Here is a 15210-nt window from a genome sequence, read left to right on the forward strand (position 1 = left end):
CCTCAGGAAACCAGCTTTTGCTGTTGCTTCGGCTGTTGCCGTTGTTTCGGCAGGTGCAGGGCGCAGCCCTGGCGAATCCCATTACACTCCAGAAGGATTTCCCTGCTGGAGAGTGCAATGAAACGAGTGGTACTGGGCGTGCTGGCCCTGTCGGTGTCGAGCGCACTGATGGCGGCCACCCCGAAATTCGATGGCGCGCGGATCTCCGCCGACGTCAAGGAACTGGCCTCCGACGCCTACGAAGGCCGCTCGCCGGCCACCGCCGGCGAAGAAAAGACCATCGCCTACCTCAGCAGGCAGTTTGCCGACGCCGGCCTGCAGCCGGGCGGCGACCTCAAGGACGGCAAGCGCCTGTGGACCCAGGCCGTGCCGCTGCGCAAGGGCGACATCGTCGGCGCACCGCAGCTGGCGCTGCACCAGGGCGGCAAGACCCTGCCGCTGGAGCAGGGCAAGCAGATCGCCGTGCGCGCCGCCATGAACGGCGCCAGCAGCGTCGACATCAGCAAGGCCCCGCTGGTGTTTCTCGGCTACGGCGTGAAGGCACCGGAGCGCAACTGGGACGACTTCAAGGGCGTGGACCTGAAGGGCAAGATCGCCGTGGTGCTGATCAACGACCCGGACTTCGACACCGGCCAGGGTGATTTCGACGGCAAGGGCATGACCTATTACGGCCGTTGGACCTACAAGTACGAGGAAGGCGCCCGCCAGGGGGCGCTGGGCGTGCTGATCGTGCACGAGACCGCACCGGCGTCGTATGGCTGGGCCACCGTGGCCGGCTCCAACACCAACACCATGTTCGACGTGGTGCGTGACAACCCGGCAGAAAGCCACCCGCTGCTGGAAGGCTGGATCCAGCGCGACCTTGCCGTGGAGCTGTTCCGCTCGGCCGGGCAGGATTTCGAGGCACTGAAGAAGAAGGCGCAGCAGCGCGACTTCACCCCGGTGCCGCTGACCGGCGCCAGCCTGGACGCGAAGTACGCGGTGAAGACCGAAGTGATCACCTCGCACAACGTGGCCGCGCGCCTGGAAGGCAGCCGCCATCCGGACGAGACCATCATCTACAGCGCGCACTGGGACCACATCGGCGTGGGCGAGCCGGACGCGCGCGGTGACCGCATCTTCAACGGCGCGCTGGACAACGCCAGCGGCACCGCCTCGCTGGTCGAGCTGGCCCGTGGCTTCGCCAAGGAGAAGCGCCCGCAGCGCTCGCTGCTGTTCCTGGCGGTCACCGCCGAGGAAAAGGGCCTGCTGGGTTCTGAGTACTACGCCACCCATCCGCTATATCCGCTGGAAAAGACCGTGGCCGTGATCAACATGGACGGCATGGCGCCGTTCGGCCCGTCGCGTGACTTCGGCATCTACGGTGCCGCGCGCTTCGAGCTGCTGGACCAGCTGAAGGACGTGGCCAAGGGCTGGGACATCCGCTACACGCCGGACCCGAAGCCGGAAGCGGGCCTGTTCTTCCGCTCCGACCACTTCCCGTTCGCCAAGCGTGGCGTGCCGGCGCTGTCCTGGTCGGCCGGCCAGGACTGGGTGGACGGTGGCGTGGCCGCAGGCAGGAAGGCCTCCGAGGACTACACCGCCAAGCGCTATCACCAGCAGGGCGACGAGTGGCAGCCGGACTGGGTGTTTGCCGGTGCCGCGCGCGACCTGGAAGTGCTGTACACGCTGGGCAACCAGCTGGCCAATTCCCGCGATTGGCCGAACTGGAGCAAGGACGAGGCGTTCCGCGCCGTGCGTGACGCCAGCGCCGACCAGCGCAAGTAACGGCGTCCGGTAGTGCCGGCCGCTGGCCGGCATTGCCGCCCCCGGAAACGCCGGGCCGTGCCTGGCGTTTCCATAACGGCTTCCATCCCAACTTTCCCGGCCTTCGTCGCAGCCTGCTTGCTTGCCCGGCGGGCCGCCCTATGCTCGGCTCACCCCCTTCCTCAAGGCGCCGCCGTGTTCGCCAGCCTCTCTCTCCTGATCCGCCACCTGCTGGCCTGGGCTGCCGCGCTGGTTGTCGCCGGCATGGTCTGGAGCGGCATCTTCAGTGGCATGAACGATGGCCCGGGCTGGATCTTCGGGCTGCTGGCGATGTTCCTGATCATTTCCGCGCTGGGCAGTGCCATCACCCACATCCGCCGGGTCTGGCTGGTGGCCGGTCGCCTGGATGCCACCACCCTGTCCGGCCGCCAGCGCCGCCAGATCGAACTGCCGATGGACGCGGGCCACGCCTTCTCGGTGGTGGAGGCGGCGATTTCCGAACTACCGCGCGTCGAAGACGTGGAAAGCTCGGCCGGCAGCCTGCAGGTGCGCGCCTATGTGCGCCGGGTCGACCTCTGGAACGGCCGCCAGCCCTCGCGCTGGAACCTGCCGGCGCGGCTGGCGATCAAGCGCAACAGCGTGCTGGCCACGGTCACGCCGGGGCAGGGCACCAGCACCGTCACCCTGCTGTTCGAACCCGATGCCGGCTGGTGGGCCGACCTGCTGGCGCTGGACGAAGGCAGCAACTACGAGAACGCCGAAGCAGTCACCCGTGCGATCAGCCGCCGCGTCGCCGACCAGCGCCGCGACGAACAGGCTGCGGCCGAACAGACCCAGGTGGAAAAGGAACTGTCGGTGGCACGCTTGAACCTGTTGCATGCGCAGGTGGAACCGCACTTCCTCTACAACACGCTGGCCAACGCGCAGGTACTGACCCGCACCGATCCGGCGCGTGCCGAACAGATGCTCGGCCACCTCATTCAATACCTGCGCAGCTCGTTGCCGCAGGTGGACGAATCGGTATCCACGCTGGGCGTGGAGCTGGACCGCACCCGCGCGTACCTGGAAATCCTGCGCATCCGCATGGGCGCACGCCTGGCGGTGGAAATGCAGGTACCGAACGAACTGCACGGCGTGCACCTGCCGGCGATGGCACTGCAGACGCTGGTGGAGAACGCGATCAAGCACGGCCTGGAACCCAAGCCCGGCGGTGGCACGATCTGGATACTGGCGCGCGGCTTCGATGACCACGTGACCGTGACCGTGGCCGACGATGGGCTGGGCTTCGGCCAGGGCACCAGCGGTACCGGCATCGGCCTGAAGAACCTGCGCGAGCGCCTGCGCCTGACCTGCGGCGAGCAGGCCGGCGTGGCGATCGTTGCCAACTTCCCCAGCGGCGTGGCCGCGACCATGACCCTGCCGCAGTCGCCCAAGGAGCGCAGCCATGCCGCTTGAAGCCCTGATCGCCGAAGACGAAGAACTGCTGCGGCAGTCACTGGTGGAACAGCTGGGCCGGCTGTGGCCGGAGCTGAAGCTGGTGGCCGAGTGCGAGGACGGTGCCAGCGCGCTGGAGCAGCTGGCCGAGACGCAGCCGGATATCGCTTTTCTCGACATCCGCATGCCCGGCATCAGCGGCATCGAGGTCGCGCGCTCGCTGTCCGAGCTGAGCCCGCGCACCCAGGTAGTGTTCGTCACCGCCTACGACCAGTACGCCATCGATGCGTTCGAGCAGGGCGCGATGGACTACCTGTTGAAGCCGGTCAGTGACGAGCGCCTGCTGGCCACCCGCGAGCGCATCCTGTCGCGGCTGCCATCGACGCGCCAGGACGATGCCGTGCTGGAGCGCCTGCTGCAGCGGCTGGGCCCGTCGCAGGGCGCAGCGGAGCGCCCGCCACTGGCCTGGATCACCGCCAGCAACGGCCGCGAGACGCAGCTGATCATGCTGGAAGATGTGGCCTACTTCCGCGCCGACAACAAGTACACCACCGTGGTCACCGCTGCCGGCGAGAGCCTGTTGCGCACACCGTTGCGTGAACTGCTGGAAGTGCTCGACCCGCAGCACTTCCGCCAGATCCACCGCTCCACCATCGTCAACATGAAGGCGGTGGCAGCGGTGAGCCGCGACGATACCGGGCGCGGCGTGCTGCGCCTGCGCGGGCGCACGGAGACGCTGGTGGTCAGCCAACCGTTCATGAGCCTGTTCCGCGGCATGTAGCCGCGCCGCAGCCTCTGTCACCAGGAGCATTGCATGCGTTTTTTCCTGCTTGTCGGCTTCGCCGCATTGGCGCTTGCCGGTTGCCGGAAGTCCACTGAAACCGCGATCACCCGCACCACTGCCAATGGCGTGGACACGCTGTACAGCAAGCGCACGGTAGTGGACGGCGTGGCGCGTTTCGAGTGCATGGCCAGCCGCAGCGGCCAGTGCCATTACCTGGTGCTGGACCCGGCCTGTCGTCCTGATGCCGCCTGTGCGAAAGCGCCGATACGGTCGTTCGCGTTGGCGGCCGGCACGACCCGGGAGTTCAGGGGCCTGCCGAAGGGCTTCGCCCAGTGCGTCAGCGAGGATCGGAAAGAACAATGCCACCGTGAGTGATCACGGTGGCATTGTGGCTCCCCCCGCTTCCCTGAAGGGTCAGTAGGCAGGCTGTAGTGTCAGGTCGTGGTGGTGCTCGTTCTCGCCCACGTGGTTGAGGCGGCCGACCAGTTCGGAGTGCTGCTTCATGCGCCCGATCTCGGTCATGATGCGGATGTCCTCGTGGCGCAGCTCGCGCTTGGCGGTGACCGCCTGCTTGTAATCGAGCACTTCCGGGTAATGCTCGGCCAGGTCCAGTGCCTCGGCCACGTGCTCGACGCTGTCGGCCTTGGAGCTGATGCGTGCGCGACTGTTGAACGCCTTCATCCAGCGCTCGAAACCGGCCTGCTGATCGAACATGTTGGCCATGAACCAGATCACGAACAGGATCGAGACCCACGAACCGAACACGACTACCACGCGGGTGAACGTGATATGGAAGTCGTCGCGCCAGAGGTAGTTGGCGATCAGGCCAAGAATCAGCAGCGAGGCTGCCTGCCAGCCGACGATCGAGGCGATAAGCCATTGGCACTTGGCCTGGGCCAGCACCGCGACTTCATCGCGGATCTGCTGCTCGCTGAGATTGCGCCAATGCGCGACCTGTTTATCGAACGGGCTGCTGTAGAGCTCGTTGTCGCGAAGCAGAATTCCCAAACCCTTGAACAAAGCAATCATGGCTGGCTCCTTGTGGAACGTGCGTCGATCAGCATTGGACGGTGTGGCGGTTCCAGTTCTAGCACTTCCAGCGAGCCGTGCAATGGGCGCAATGCCAAGCTGCGCAAGGGCTTTCCCTGAATCGGTGAATGTTGTTGCACCGCAGCATCGAAGGCGCTGCCTGCGACAGGATGTCGCAGGGTGAAATGTGCTGCGGCCGCACATGAAACCGTGGCTGAGTACGAAGACTCGCCGCCGGCATCGTGATCGCCCAGAATCGGGGCCGACCGCGCAACTTGCGGCCATTCTTTCGCTTTTCCTGGACCAGTGATGCCGGCTCTGCTGCAGCGACTCTCCCGCCCCGTCACCGCGCCGATCCGGCGCTGGGTGCTGGAGGCCTTCCCCCGTGGCCAGAGCGGCATCGATTACGACCAGCCGCTGGGTGACCCGGGTTGGTTTGGACCCGACAGCGTGACCTGGCGCCTGCACGCCGAGTTCCCCTCGATGCTGGCCGGTGGCCTGTGCGCGCTGATGCTGCAGACCCTGCATCCGCGCGCGCTGGCCGGGGTCTACGATCACTCCAATTTCCGCCAGGACCTGGTGGGTCGCCTGCGTCGCACCACCGCGTTCGTTGCCGGTACCAGCTATGCGCCCACCGGCGAGGTGGAGGCGCTGGTGGCCAAGGTGCGCCGCATCCATGCACGGATCCGCGGCCAGACCGCACAGGGCGAACCCTACGCCGCCGATGATCCGCAGCTGCTGACCTGGGTGCATGTGACCGAGGCGTTCGGGTTCCTTCAGGGCTTCCGCCGGTACGGACGGGAGGTGCCGGCACACATCGCCGACCGTTACTACGATGAGTACCGCTGCGTGGCCGAGGCACTGGGTGCGGTGGACGTGCCGCGCAGCGAAGCGGAAGTGGCGGCGTACTTCTGTGCGCGGCAGCCGGAGCTGCGCGTCGACGAGCGCTCGCGCGAGGTGCTGGAGGTGCTGTCCGGCGTGCGCCTGCCGGTACCGGTGCCGGGGCTGTCGCGCGAAGTGTTCCTGGGTGCAGGCGCGGCACTGCTGCCGGACTGGGCCGAAGGCATGCTTGAACGCAGTGGCCGTCAGCGCGCGCAGGCCGCCGCGTCGGCGAAGCTGATGCAGGGCATGGCGCCGCTGTTCCGCCGTGCGTTGCCTGATGGCCTGGCCAGCCGCGCCTGTGCGCGCATGGGCGTGCCGGTGTCGGTGCTGCGCGAGTGGCCCGCCGTTCCCCGGTAGGTGCCAACCTTGGTTGGCACGCGTTGCGCGCGGTGCCGCAGGAGCGCCAACCAAGGTTGGCCTCTACCCGCGCGGATGCCGAAGTAGATCCACACCATGCGTGGATGGGCCTTACCCCGCCGACTTCAACCCGCGCAACAGCATCTCCAGCGCCGCCGTCGCCTGCCGCAGGCGCACGTCGCCATCCTCGCCCTCGGCGATCCAGAACGCGGCCTCGGCCAGGCTGCCATAGATCAGCGACGCCAGCGCCTGCGCATTCACCGGCGCCACCACGCCCTGGGCAACCAGATGTTCGATCAGGTGCTGCATCGAATGCACGCAGTGGCGCTGCGATTCCGGTGAGGCGCCACCGAGCACCGCGCGCGCATCGCGCAGCACGATGCGCTGGATCTCCGGTTCCAGCGCCATCTCCAGGTACGCGCGGCAACGCTGCACGAAGCCCTCCCAGGCATCGTCGGCGGCATCACTGATCGCCTGCAGGCGCTGGTCGGTCTCGGCATCGAGCTGGGCGACGACAGCCGCCAGCAGACCCTTCTTGTCGCCGAAGTGGTGGTACAGCGCGCCGCGGGTCAGCCCGGCCTGGGCGGTCAGGTCGTCCATCGAGGTGGCGGCATAGCCATGCTCGCTGAACACCCGGCGGGCGGTGGCCAGGAGGGTGGCGCGGGTTTCTTCCATCTCGGCGCGGGTGCGGCGAACCATTCAGAGCTCCTTACATACGCAGTGCATGATTATTTACATACGGCGCGTATGAATGTAGCCTCTTATTCATACGCCCCGTATGTATTGTCATGGCGCCCCGTGCGCCAGGCAAGTCGCTGCCTTGGAGAACCTGATGGCCACCCCCTATCGCGACCTGTTCGCGACCCCCGGCACCGCCGGCCTCGCCCTGGCCGGGCTGCTGGCACGCCTGCCGCTGCCGATGACCGGTATCGGCATCATCACCTTGCTGTCCCAGCTGTGCGGCAGCTATGCACTGGCCGGTGCGGTGTCGGCCACCTTCGTGCTGACCTATGCGTTGCTGTCGCCGCAGGTGTCGCGCTGGGTCGACCGGCGCGGGCAGGGCAGGGTACTGCCATGGGCCACTGCGGCCAGTGCGGCCGGTCTGCTGTTGCTGCTCGCGTGCACGCTGCTGGCCGCGCCGGACTGGACGCTGTTCGTTGCGGCGATGCTGGCCGGCTGCATGCCCAGCGTGTCGGCGATGGTGCGAGCGCGCTGGACCGCGACCCATCGCGGACGACCACAGCTGCAGACCGCGTATTCGCTGGAGACCGTGTTCGACGAGGTGACCTTCATCGCCGGGCCACCGTTGTCCGTCGGATTGTCGGTGGCGGTATGGCCACAGGCTGGCGTACTGGCGGCCGCCCTGCTGCTGGTGGCCGGCGTCGCCGCACTGGTGCTGCAGCGGGGCACCGAGCCGCCGACACAGCACTACGAAGGTGCAACATCCTCGCACTCGCTGCTGCGGCAACCGGAGATCCGCCTGCTGGCGTTGCTGATGCTGGCGATGGGCGTGATCGTCGGCACCGTCGACATCACCAGCGTGGCATTGGCCGAGCTGCGCGGACAGCCACTAGCTGCCAGCTGGGTGCTGTCGGCCTACGCGCTGGGCAGCTGCGCGGCGGGCCTGCTGTTTGGTGCCCTGAAGCTGCCGATGCCGCTGCCGCGCCTGTTGCTGGCCGGAGCAGCGGCCACCGCATTGACCACGTTGCCGCTGCTGTGGGTCGGCAGTCTGCGGGCACTGGCCGCTGCGGTACTGCTGGCCGGGGTGTTCTTCGCGCCGACGATGATCGTGGCGATGTCGCTGGTTGAACAACGCGTGCCCGAAGCACGCCTGACCGAAGGCATGACGTGGCTGCTGGCCGGCCTCAACATCGGCGTGGCGCTGGGCGCGGCGCTGTCCGGACAGAGCGTCGATGCGGCGGGCGTGCGCAGCGGTTTTGTGGTTGCGCTGGCGGCAGGCGGTGGCGTGCTGCTGTTCGCCTTGCTCGTGCAACGTGCGCTGCGCCCGTCTGCCGCGTCCACATCCCCTGAAGGAATCATCCCGTGAGCGCTTCATCGCCTGCGCATGCCGCGTCTGTGCCCCGCCATCCGTGGTGGGCGGTCTCCGCCGTCGGCCTCGCCACGTTCTCGGTGGTCACCACCGAAATGCTGCCGGTCGGCCTGCTGACTCCCATCGCCGAAGATCTCGGCGCGTCCACCGGCACCGCCGGCCTGATGATCTCACTGCCCGCCCTGCTGGCGGCAGTGTTCGCCCCGCTTGCGGTGATCGCAGCCGGTGGCATCGATCGTCGCCGCATCCTGTGTGCGCTGTTGGGCCTGCTGCTGGTCGCCAACCTTGCGTCGGCGCTGGCACCTGGCATCGGCTGGCTGTTGGCCGCGCGTGTGCTGGTGGGGTTCTGCATGGGCGGCATCTGGACCATTGCCGGTGGGCTGGCAGCGCGCCTGGTACCTGCGCAGCGCATCGGTCTGGCCACCTCGATCATCTTCGGAGGCGTGGCCGCAGCTTCGGTGCTCGGCGTTCCGTTGGGCGCGCTGATCGGGGATGCATTGGGCTGGCGCAGCGCGTTCGTGGCGATGACGTTGTTCAGTGCGGCGGTGATGCTGCTGCATCTGCGGGTGGTTCCCGCGTTGCCGGTCAGCACATCGGTGCGGCCGCGTCAGTTCGTGCAGCAGCTTGGCCAGCGCAACCTGCGGCGTGGCCTGTGGCTGACCGGGCTGCTGGTGTCCGGGCACTTCATCGCCTTCACGTACGTGCGGCCGCTGCTGACGTCCGTATCGGGCGTGGATGCGTCGTGGATAGGTGCACTGCTGTTTGGGTACGGCCTGGCTGGCATCGCCGGCAACTTCATCGCCGGGCCGCTGGCTGCGCGCCATCCACTGGGCATGCTGCTGGCGATAGCCTCGGGCCTGCTGCTGACGCCTCTGCTGTTCCTGTGGGTGGGAAATACGCCCTCCGCAGGTATTGCGGTGCTGCTGCTGTGGGGTCTGGCCTATGGCGGTGTATCGGTGGGCCTGATGAGCTGGATGATGAAGGCGGTGCCGCAGGCCGTGGAGATCGCCACCGCGTTGTATGTGGCGGTATTCAACATCGGCATCGCAATGGGTGCGTGGGGTGGTGGCCGCCTGCTGGATGGCGTGGGCCTGCATGCGAATCTGTGGGCTGCGGCGGTGTTGGCTGGGAGTGCCCTGCTGATGGCTGCCATCACCCGCAGGTAGATCCACGCCATGCGTGGATTCCTACCCCGTGCCGACCAAGGTCGGCACCCACCAGAGCGAAGTATGTGCCGACCAAGGTTGGCATCCACCAGAACGAGGCATGCGCCGACGATGGTTGGCCGCTACCCGGAAATGAAACGGGCGCCTTGCGGCGCCCGTTCCGGTTACATCACCACACCTTGACCCGCTTGTCCGGGGCCAGGTACAGCTTCTGGCCTTCCTTCACTTCGAACGCCGGGTACCAGGCGTCGATGTTGCGCACGGTCAATGCGCGGAACTGGCCCGGGGCATGCACATCGGTCAGCAGCGAATTGCGCAGCGCCTGCTCGCGGCTCTTGCTGCGCCACGCCTGGGCGAAGCCGAGGAAGAAGCGCTGGTCCGGGCTGAAGCCTTCCAGGGTCTGGCCCGGCTTGCCCTGCAGCGACAGCTGGTAGGCATCGTAGGCGGTACCCAGGCCAGCCACGTCGGCGATGTTCTCGCCCAGGGTCAGCTTGCCGTTCACGTGCACGCCGGGGAACGGCTCGTAGCTGCTGAACTGCGCGGCCAGCGCATCACCGGCGGCGTTGAACTGCTTCAGGTCCTCGGCGGTCCACCAGTTGTGCAGCTTGCCGGTCTCGTCGAACAGCGCGCCGGCGTTGTCGAAGCCGTGGCTGATCTCGTGGCCGATCACCGCACCGATCGCACCGTAGTTCACCGCGTCATCGGCAGCGCCGTCGAAGAACGGCGGCTGCAGGATCGCGGCCGGGAACACCAGGCGGTTCTCCAGCGGCACGTTCATCGCATTGATGGTCTGCGGCAGCATCGCCCACTCGCTGTGGTCGACTGGCTTGCCCAGCTTGGCGATGTTGCGCTGGTACTCGAACAGCTCGGCGCGCTGTGCATTGCCCAGCGGGTCATCACGGCGGATCTCCAGGCCGGTGTAGTCGCGCCACTTCTCCGGATAGCCCATGCCCACGGTCAGGCCCGTGACCTTGGCCTTGGCATGCGCCTTGGTCTGCGGCGACATCCACGACAGCGCGTCGATGCGCTTGGCAAAAGCGGCGATGATGTTCTTCGCCATCTCGTCCGCACGCTCCTTGGTCCTGGCGTCGAAGTGCTTTTCGACGTAGCGCTTGCCGATCGCTTCGCCGACGGCATGGTTGGCATCGTCCACCGCGCGCTTCCAGCGGTCGCTCTGCTGCGGCGTGCCGCTCAGCGCGGTGCCATGGAAGGCGAAGCGGGCATCGGCGAACTTCTTCGGCAGGTAGGCGGCGGCACGGTCCAGCGCGTGGAACGCCAGGTAGTCCTTCCAGGCGTCCAGCGGCTCGGTGGCGACCAGCCTGGACAGGCCGGCCACGGCCTTGGGCTGCCACACGATGAAGTCCTGCTGGTTGCCCAGCGCCGCCGCATCGAGGAAGGCGTTCCAGTCCAGGCCCGGCGCCTTTGCATTGAAGTCGGCCTGGGTCCAGGGGTTGGCGCCCTTGGTCACGTCGTTGGTTTCTTCCTGGGTGGCATGCGCCTGCGCGATCTTCGTTTCCAGCGCGAGGATGCGCTGCGCCTTGCCGGCCGGGTCGGCGACGCCGGCCAGCTGCAGCATCTGTGCGATGTAGGCCTGGTACTGCTTGCGCAGTTCGGCCATGCGGCCATCGCCCAGGTAGAAATCGCGGTCGGGCATGCCCAGGCCGCCCTGCACCAGGTACGGCGCGGTGCGATCCGGCTGCAGCATGTCCACCGACACCCACAGGCCGAACAGGCGGTCGGTGTAGAAGTTGGTGGCGTTGAGCAGGTCGACGTCGGCGCGCAGGTCGCCGCCGAGTGCGCGGGCCAGCCCGGCCTTGTCGGCGATCGCATCGATGGCCTTCAGCTGCGGCTGCACCGGCGCCAGACCGTGCTGCTCGATGCCGGCTTCGTCCATGTAGGCGGCGTAGTAGTCGCCGATCAACTTGTCGTCGCCGCTGGCCTGGGTGTTGCCGGCGGCCCCTTCCAGGATGGCGCGGGTGTCGGCCAGGGTCTTCTCGGCAATGACATTGAAGCTGCCGAAGCGCGAGCGGTCGGCCGGAATCTCGGTGTTCTTCACCCAGGTGCCGTTGGCGAAGCCGAAGAAGTCGTCGCCGGCGGCGATGCTGCGGTCCATGCCGCTGGCATCGAAGCCGAAACTGCCCAGCATCGGCTTGGCCGCAGCGGGGGCGGCATCGGCCGGCGCGGTGGCACCGACGGCCGGGTCGGCCGGGCGGTCACAGGCGGCCAGGGACAGGCTGGCAACAATGGCCAGCGCCAGGGTGGGACGGCGCAGCTTGGACATGGACTTCTCTTGCAGCGGAAAACCCCAAGTCTAATCCGCTCCGGCGCCACTGGCCGCCCCCCTGCGGGGCCCGCCCTGTGCAGGATCTGGCTGAACGTGCGGATGCGATCTTCACGCCGTCACCGGGGTGGTGCATGCTGGACCCTCGAGCCCTGCGCGGACACGGGGAGGTGGCCATGCAGGATGGGGTCAGGCGTCAAGAATGGCGTCCGCCGGCCGTTGAGGTCGGGGACGTGGAGGATTCGTTCGCGCATGAAGCCAGCCGACTGCACAAGGAACATCAACCGATGCCCGCGCTGAAACGGGCGTTGGCCCGGCCGCTGCGCGCCATCACCTGGGGCGGTGTGCTGCTGGGCGTACTGCTGGTGACCGGTCTGGCCCTCATGCTGGTCAACGACCACCACCGCCGCCTGGAAGCGGCGCAGCGGCAGAGCCGCGCGCTGGCGGTGGGCAGCGAGCGCCTGCTGGCGCTGGAGCTGCGCAACCTGGAGCGGGCCATGACCGGCATCGCCGCCGACGCCGCGGAACTGTTCCGCAGCGTGCCGGCACAGGCGCCGGCCTTGCTGGATGCCTCCATCGGCGGCGTGCTGCGCCGGCACGCCGAACTGCACAGCATCGTGGTGCTCGACAGCTATGGCCGCGCATTGACGGCCGGCAAGGGCGACCTGCAGTTGCCGTTGTGGACCGATCCGCAACGGCGCGGCTCGGGCAGCGCGCTGTACATCGGCCCACCGCAGCGCGCCAGCGACGGGGGCTGGGTGGTCCCGCTGGCGCTGCCGATGGCCGATGGGCGCTGGCTGCTGGCACGGCTGCGCTGTGGCGAACTGCAGCGCATCGTCGGCGGCCTGGATGTCGGTCCCAACGGATTGGTCTCGATCAGCGATGCCCAGGGCTACATGCTGGCCCGCGTACCCGATCCGCATGGCACGGTGGGCCGCCGCTATGACCTGCCGCGCCGGGACCTGCTCGGCACGCAGGCAGTGGTCGAGCTGGGCAGCATGCCCGGCGTTGTCGACGGCGTGCCGCGCATCCTCACCATCAGCACGCTCGAACGCAGCCCGCTGGCGGTGCAGGTCGGCCTGGCCGACGAAGATGTACTCGCACCGTGGTGGCCGTACCTGAAGGCGTCGGTGGCGATCGTACTGGCCTACATCGCGGTGTTGCTGGTACTGCTGTACGCCGTGCGCCGCAGCACCCGCAGCCAGCAGGCGATGGCCGAGGAACTGAAGACGGGCCACGCCGAGCTGCGCCTGGCGCACCAGGTCGGGCGTGTCTGCACCTGGTACGTGGATGAGGACGCCGCGCTGCTGCGCTGGTCGCCGCTGGCCCGCGAGATCTTTGGGGTACAGACCGACGCCTTGCCGGTCGCGGATTTCTTCGCGCGCGTGCATCGCGATGATGCCGCGCGCCTGCAGCAGGCCTTTGACCAGGCCTTCGCCGGCAGCGCTGTGCTCGACCAGGTGTTCCGCCTGGTGCTTCCCGGGGGCGAGGTGCGCTGGGTCGGCGCGCGCGGGCAGCGGGTGGAAGTGGCCGACAGCGAGCGGCGCATGATCGGTGCGCTGACCGACCTGAGCGAACGCTATCAGGCGCGCGAGCAGATGAGCGAAGTGGAACGCCGCTTCCGCCTGCTGTTCGACCGCAATCCGGCACCGTTCTGGGTGTTCGACCCGGATACGCTGCGCTTCATCGAGGTCAACGACGCTGCAGTGCGCCAGTACGGCTACAGCCGCGACGAGTTCCTGGCGATGAGCATCCTCGACATCCGCCCGCGCGAAGGCTGGGACGAAGTGCGTGGTGCCATCCAGCGGGCGCAGGTGGGCGATCCCCCCGACGCGACCGTGCGCCTGCACCGGCGCAAGGACGGCAGTGTGTTCGAGGTGCGCGCACACCTGTCCAAGCTCGACTTCGACGGACAGCCCGCGTGCCTGGTGCTGGCCGAGGATGTCAGCGAGCGTCTGGCCTACGAGCGCGACCTGGCCTATCAGGCACGGCACAACCCGGCCACCGGCCTGCTCAATGTGCGCGCCCTGACCGAACAGCTGGACGAGCAGGAGGAGGGCTACACCATCGCCTTCGTGCAGCTGCGCGGGCTGCAGCTGGTGGCCGATACGCTGGGCCGCGAGATCGGCGATGCGGTGCTGCAGTCGATGGCGACCCGGCTCGGGGGCCTGGGCGCACGCTGTGGCACGCTGGCGTTCCAGCCGGCCGAGGATTTCGTCTTCGCCATCGGTGCCGAGCACGATACCCAGCGCGTGCTGGACGACCTGCTGCAGATCGTGTCGGCGCCGATGCGCGGCAAGGACTCGCTGCACCAGTTCGAGCCGCGCATCGGCGTGGCCGTGCACATCGCTGGTGACGGGCACACGGCCGAGCAGGTGATCGGCATGGCCGCGCAGGCCGCGCATGCGGCGCGCGCCGAGGGCAACGTGGTGGTCTGGTTCGACGCGGCCGTGACCACGCGCCTGGCCGACCGCCTGCGCCTGGCCGGGCGCATCCATGCCGCCATCGACAACGAATTCCAGCTGTATTTCCAGCCGATCCGGCATGCCGGCGATGGCAGCCCGGCAGCGCTGGAGGCACTGCTGCGCTGGCCGCAGGCCGATGGCAGCTTCATCCCGCCCAACGAGTTCATCCAGCTGTGCGAGGACACCGGGTTGATCCTGGCACTGGGCCGCTGGGTGATCCGCGCGGCGGCGAAGGCGCAGCGCCGTCTGGTCGAGGCCGGGTGGGGTGAGTTGCCGATCGCGGTCAACGTGTCGGCGGTTCAGTTCTTCAACAGCGACCTGGTGGCCGAATTCACCCGTGCCCAGCAGGATTTCGGCCTGGCCCGTGGCGCGCTGCACGTGGAGCTGACCGAGAGCAGCCTGATGCGCAAGCCGGCACAGGCGATGCAGACCATGCAGCGCCTGCACGAGCAGGGCATCCGCGTGTCGCTGGATGATTTCGGCACCGGCTATTCCAGCATGTCCTACCTGCAGCACCTGCCGCTGGACATCCTGAAGATCGACCGCAGCTTCGTCGCCGACGTGGAAACCAATCCACGCAATGCCTCGATCTGCCGCGCGCTGCTGTCGCTGGGCCACAGCATGGGCCTGACCATCATCGCTGAAGGCGTGGAGACGCCGGGGCAGCTGGACTGGCTGGCTGCGCATGGCTGTGACCAGGTGCAGGGCTACCTGTTGGGGCGGCCGGCGCCGCTGGAACAGATCATCGACGCGCTGGATGAGGTCCCCGCCTGATCGGGTTTCGTATGTGCCGGCCAGCGGCCGGCACTACCCGACCGAAGCACGACGGGGCTTCGTATGTACCGGCCAGCGGCCGGCACTACCCGACCGAAGCATGACGGGGTTTCGTATGTGCCGGCCAGCGGCCGGCACTACCCGACCGAAACATGACGGGGTTTCGTATGTGCCGGCCAGCGGCCGACACTACCCGACCGAAACATGACGGGGTTTCGTATGTGCCGGCCAGCGGCCGGCAC

Annotated in this window: 11 protein-coding genes; 8 read left to right on the forward strand and 3 right to left on the reverse strand. The window is 67.8% G+C overall.

What is annotated here, in order from left to right:
- The first annotated feature begins 117 nt into the window (after positions 1 to 117).
- From AC5JLE_RS10545 to AC5JLE_RS10560, 4 genes are all read left to right on the forward strand, one after another.
- Positions 118 to 1767 (forward strand): M28 family metallopeptidase, encoded by a 1650-nt coding sequence (locus tag AC5JLE_RS10545; RefSeq protein WP_496065290.1) that lies wholly within the window; start codon positions 118 to 120, stop codon positions 1765 to 1767.
- A gap of 174 nt (positions 1768 to 1941) precedes the next feature.
- Complete coding sequence (locus AC5JLE_RS10550) at positions 1942 to 3201, forward strand: sensor histidine kinase (RefSeq protein WP_126411677.1); 1260 nt, start codon at positions 1942 to 1944, stop codon at positions 3199 to 3201.
- Entirely contained in the window at positions 3191 to 3961 is a 771-nt protein-coding gene (locus AC5JLE_RS10555; protein WP_014645782.1) for a LytR/AlgR family response regulator transcription factor, read from the forward strand. The genes AC5JLE_RS10550 and AC5JLE_RS10555 overlap by 11 nt, the downstream gene beginning before the upstream one ends.
- A gap of 33 nt (positions 3962 to 3994) precedes the next feature.
- On the forward strand, positions 3995 to 4339 hold the full coding sequence (locus tag AC5JLE_RS10560; RefSeq protein ID WP_032959261.1) for a hypothetical protein: 345 nt from the start codon (positions 3995 to 3997) through the stop codon (positions 4337 to 4339).
- Between the two features lie 39 nt (positions 4340 to 4378).
- On the opposite strand, the gene AC5JLE_RS10565 is transcribed toward AC5JLE_RS10560, so the two are convergent.
- Positions 4379 to 4993: a hypothetical protein gene (locus AC5JLE_RS10565; protein WP_014645784.1), complete on the reverse strand. Its 615-nt coding sequence runs from the start codon at positions 4991 to 4993 to the stop codon at positions 4379 to 4381.
- Positions 4994 to 5302: 309 nt separating this feature from the next.
- On the opposite strand from AC5JLE_RS10565, the gene AC5JLE_RS10570 reads away from it, so the two are divergent.
- The gene (locus AC5JLE_RS10570) at positions 5303 to 6232 is read left to right on the forward strand and encodes an oxygenase MpaB family protein (RefSeq protein WP_164110285.1); all 930 of its coding nucleotides are present in this window, start codon (positions 5303 to 5305) and stop codon (positions 6230 to 6232) included.
- A 111-nt stretch (positions 6233 to 6343) separates the two neighbouring features.
- On the opposite strand, the gene AC5JLE_RS10575 is transcribed toward AC5JLE_RS10570, so the two are convergent.
- Positions 6344 to 6931 (reverse strand): TetR/AcrR family transcriptional regulator, encoded by a 588-nt coding sequence (locus AC5JLE_RS10575; protein WP_014645786.1) that lies wholly within the window; start codon positions 6929 to 6931, stop codon positions 6344 to 6346.
- Positions 6932 to 7064: 133 nt separating this feature from the next.
- Between AC5JLE_RS10575 and AC5JLE_RS10580 the strand changes: the two genes are divergently transcribed.
- Entirely contained in the window at positions 7065 to 8279 is a 1215-nt protein-coding gene (locus AC5JLE_RS10580; RefSeq protein ID WP_164110287.1) for an MFS transporter, read from the forward strand.
- Positions 8276 to 9448, forward strand: coding sequence for an MFS transporter (locus AC5JLE_RS10585; RefSeq protein ID WP_197561753.1), 1173 nt, complete (start codon positions 8276 to 8278; stop codon positions 9446 to 9448). The genes AC5JLE_RS10580 and AC5JLE_RS10585 overlap by 4 nt, the downstream gene beginning before the upstream one ends.
- 169 nt (positions 9449 to 9617) lie before the next feature.
- Here AC5JLE_RS10585 and AC5JLE_RS10590 read toward each other — a convergent pair whose 3' ends face one another.
- A complete protein-coding gene (locus AC5JLE_RS10590; protein WP_032959257.1) occupies positions 9618 to 11729 on the reverse strand; it encodes a M13 family metallopeptidase in 2112 nt (703 codons plus the stop codon).
- A 176-nt stretch (positions 11730 to 11905) separates the two neighbouring features.
- On the opposite strand from AC5JLE_RS10590, the gene AC5JLE_RS10595 reads away from it, so the two are divergent.
- On the forward strand, positions 11906 to 14968 hold the full coding sequence (locus tag AC5JLE_RS10595) for a bifunctional diguanylate cyclase/phosphodiesterase (protein WP_032959255.1): 3063 nt from the start codon (positions 11906 to 11908) through the stop codon (positions 14966 to 14968).
- Positions 14969 to 15210: the final 242 nt, after the last annotated feature.

The organism is Stenotrophomonas sp., assembly GCF_059505245.1.

What these genes read in the sequence shown, in the direction of transcription:
- AC5JLE_RS10545 (WP_496065290.1), top strand. Translation starts at nt 118, where the DNA reads ATGAAACGAGTGGTACTGGGCGTGCTGGCCCTGTCGGTGTCGAGCGCA.
- AC5JLE_RS10555 (WP_014645782.1), top strand. Translation starts at nt 3,191, where the DNA reads ATGCCGCTTGAAGCCCTGATCGCCGAAGACGAAGAACTGCTGCGGCAG.
- AC5JLE_RS10560 (WP_032959261.1), top strand. Translation starts at nt 3,995, where the DNA reads ATGCGTTTTTTCCTGCTTGTCGGCTTCGCCGCATTGGCGCTTGCCGGT.
- AC5JLE_RS10565 (WP_014645784.1), bottom strand. Translation starts at nt 4,993, where the DNA reads ATGATTGCTTTGTTCAAGGGTTTGGGAATTCTGCTTCGCGACAACGAG.
- AC5JLE_RS10570 (WP_164110285.1), top strand. Translation starts at nt 5,303, where the DNA reads ATGCCGGCTCTGCTGCAGCGACTCTCCCGCCCCGTCACCGCGCCGATC.
- AC5JLE_RS10575 (WP_014645786.1), bottom strand. Translation starts at nt 6,931, where the DNA reads ATGGTTCGCCGCACCCGCGCCGAGATGGAAGAAACCCGCGCCACCCTC.
- AC5JLE_RS10580 (WP_164110287.1), top strand. Translation starts at nt 7,065, where the DNA reads ATGGCCACCCCCTATCGCGACCTGTTCGCGACCCCCGGCACCGCCGGC.
- AC5JLE_RS10590 (WP_032959257.1), bottom strand. Translation starts at nt 11,729, where the DNA reads ATGTCCAAGCTGCGCCGTCCCACCCTGGCGCTGGCCATTGTTGCCAGC.
- AC5JLE_RS10595 (WP_032959255.1), top strand. Translation starts at nt 11,906, where the DNA reads ATGCAGGATGGGGTCAGGCGTCAAGAATGGCGTCCGCCGGCCGTTGAG.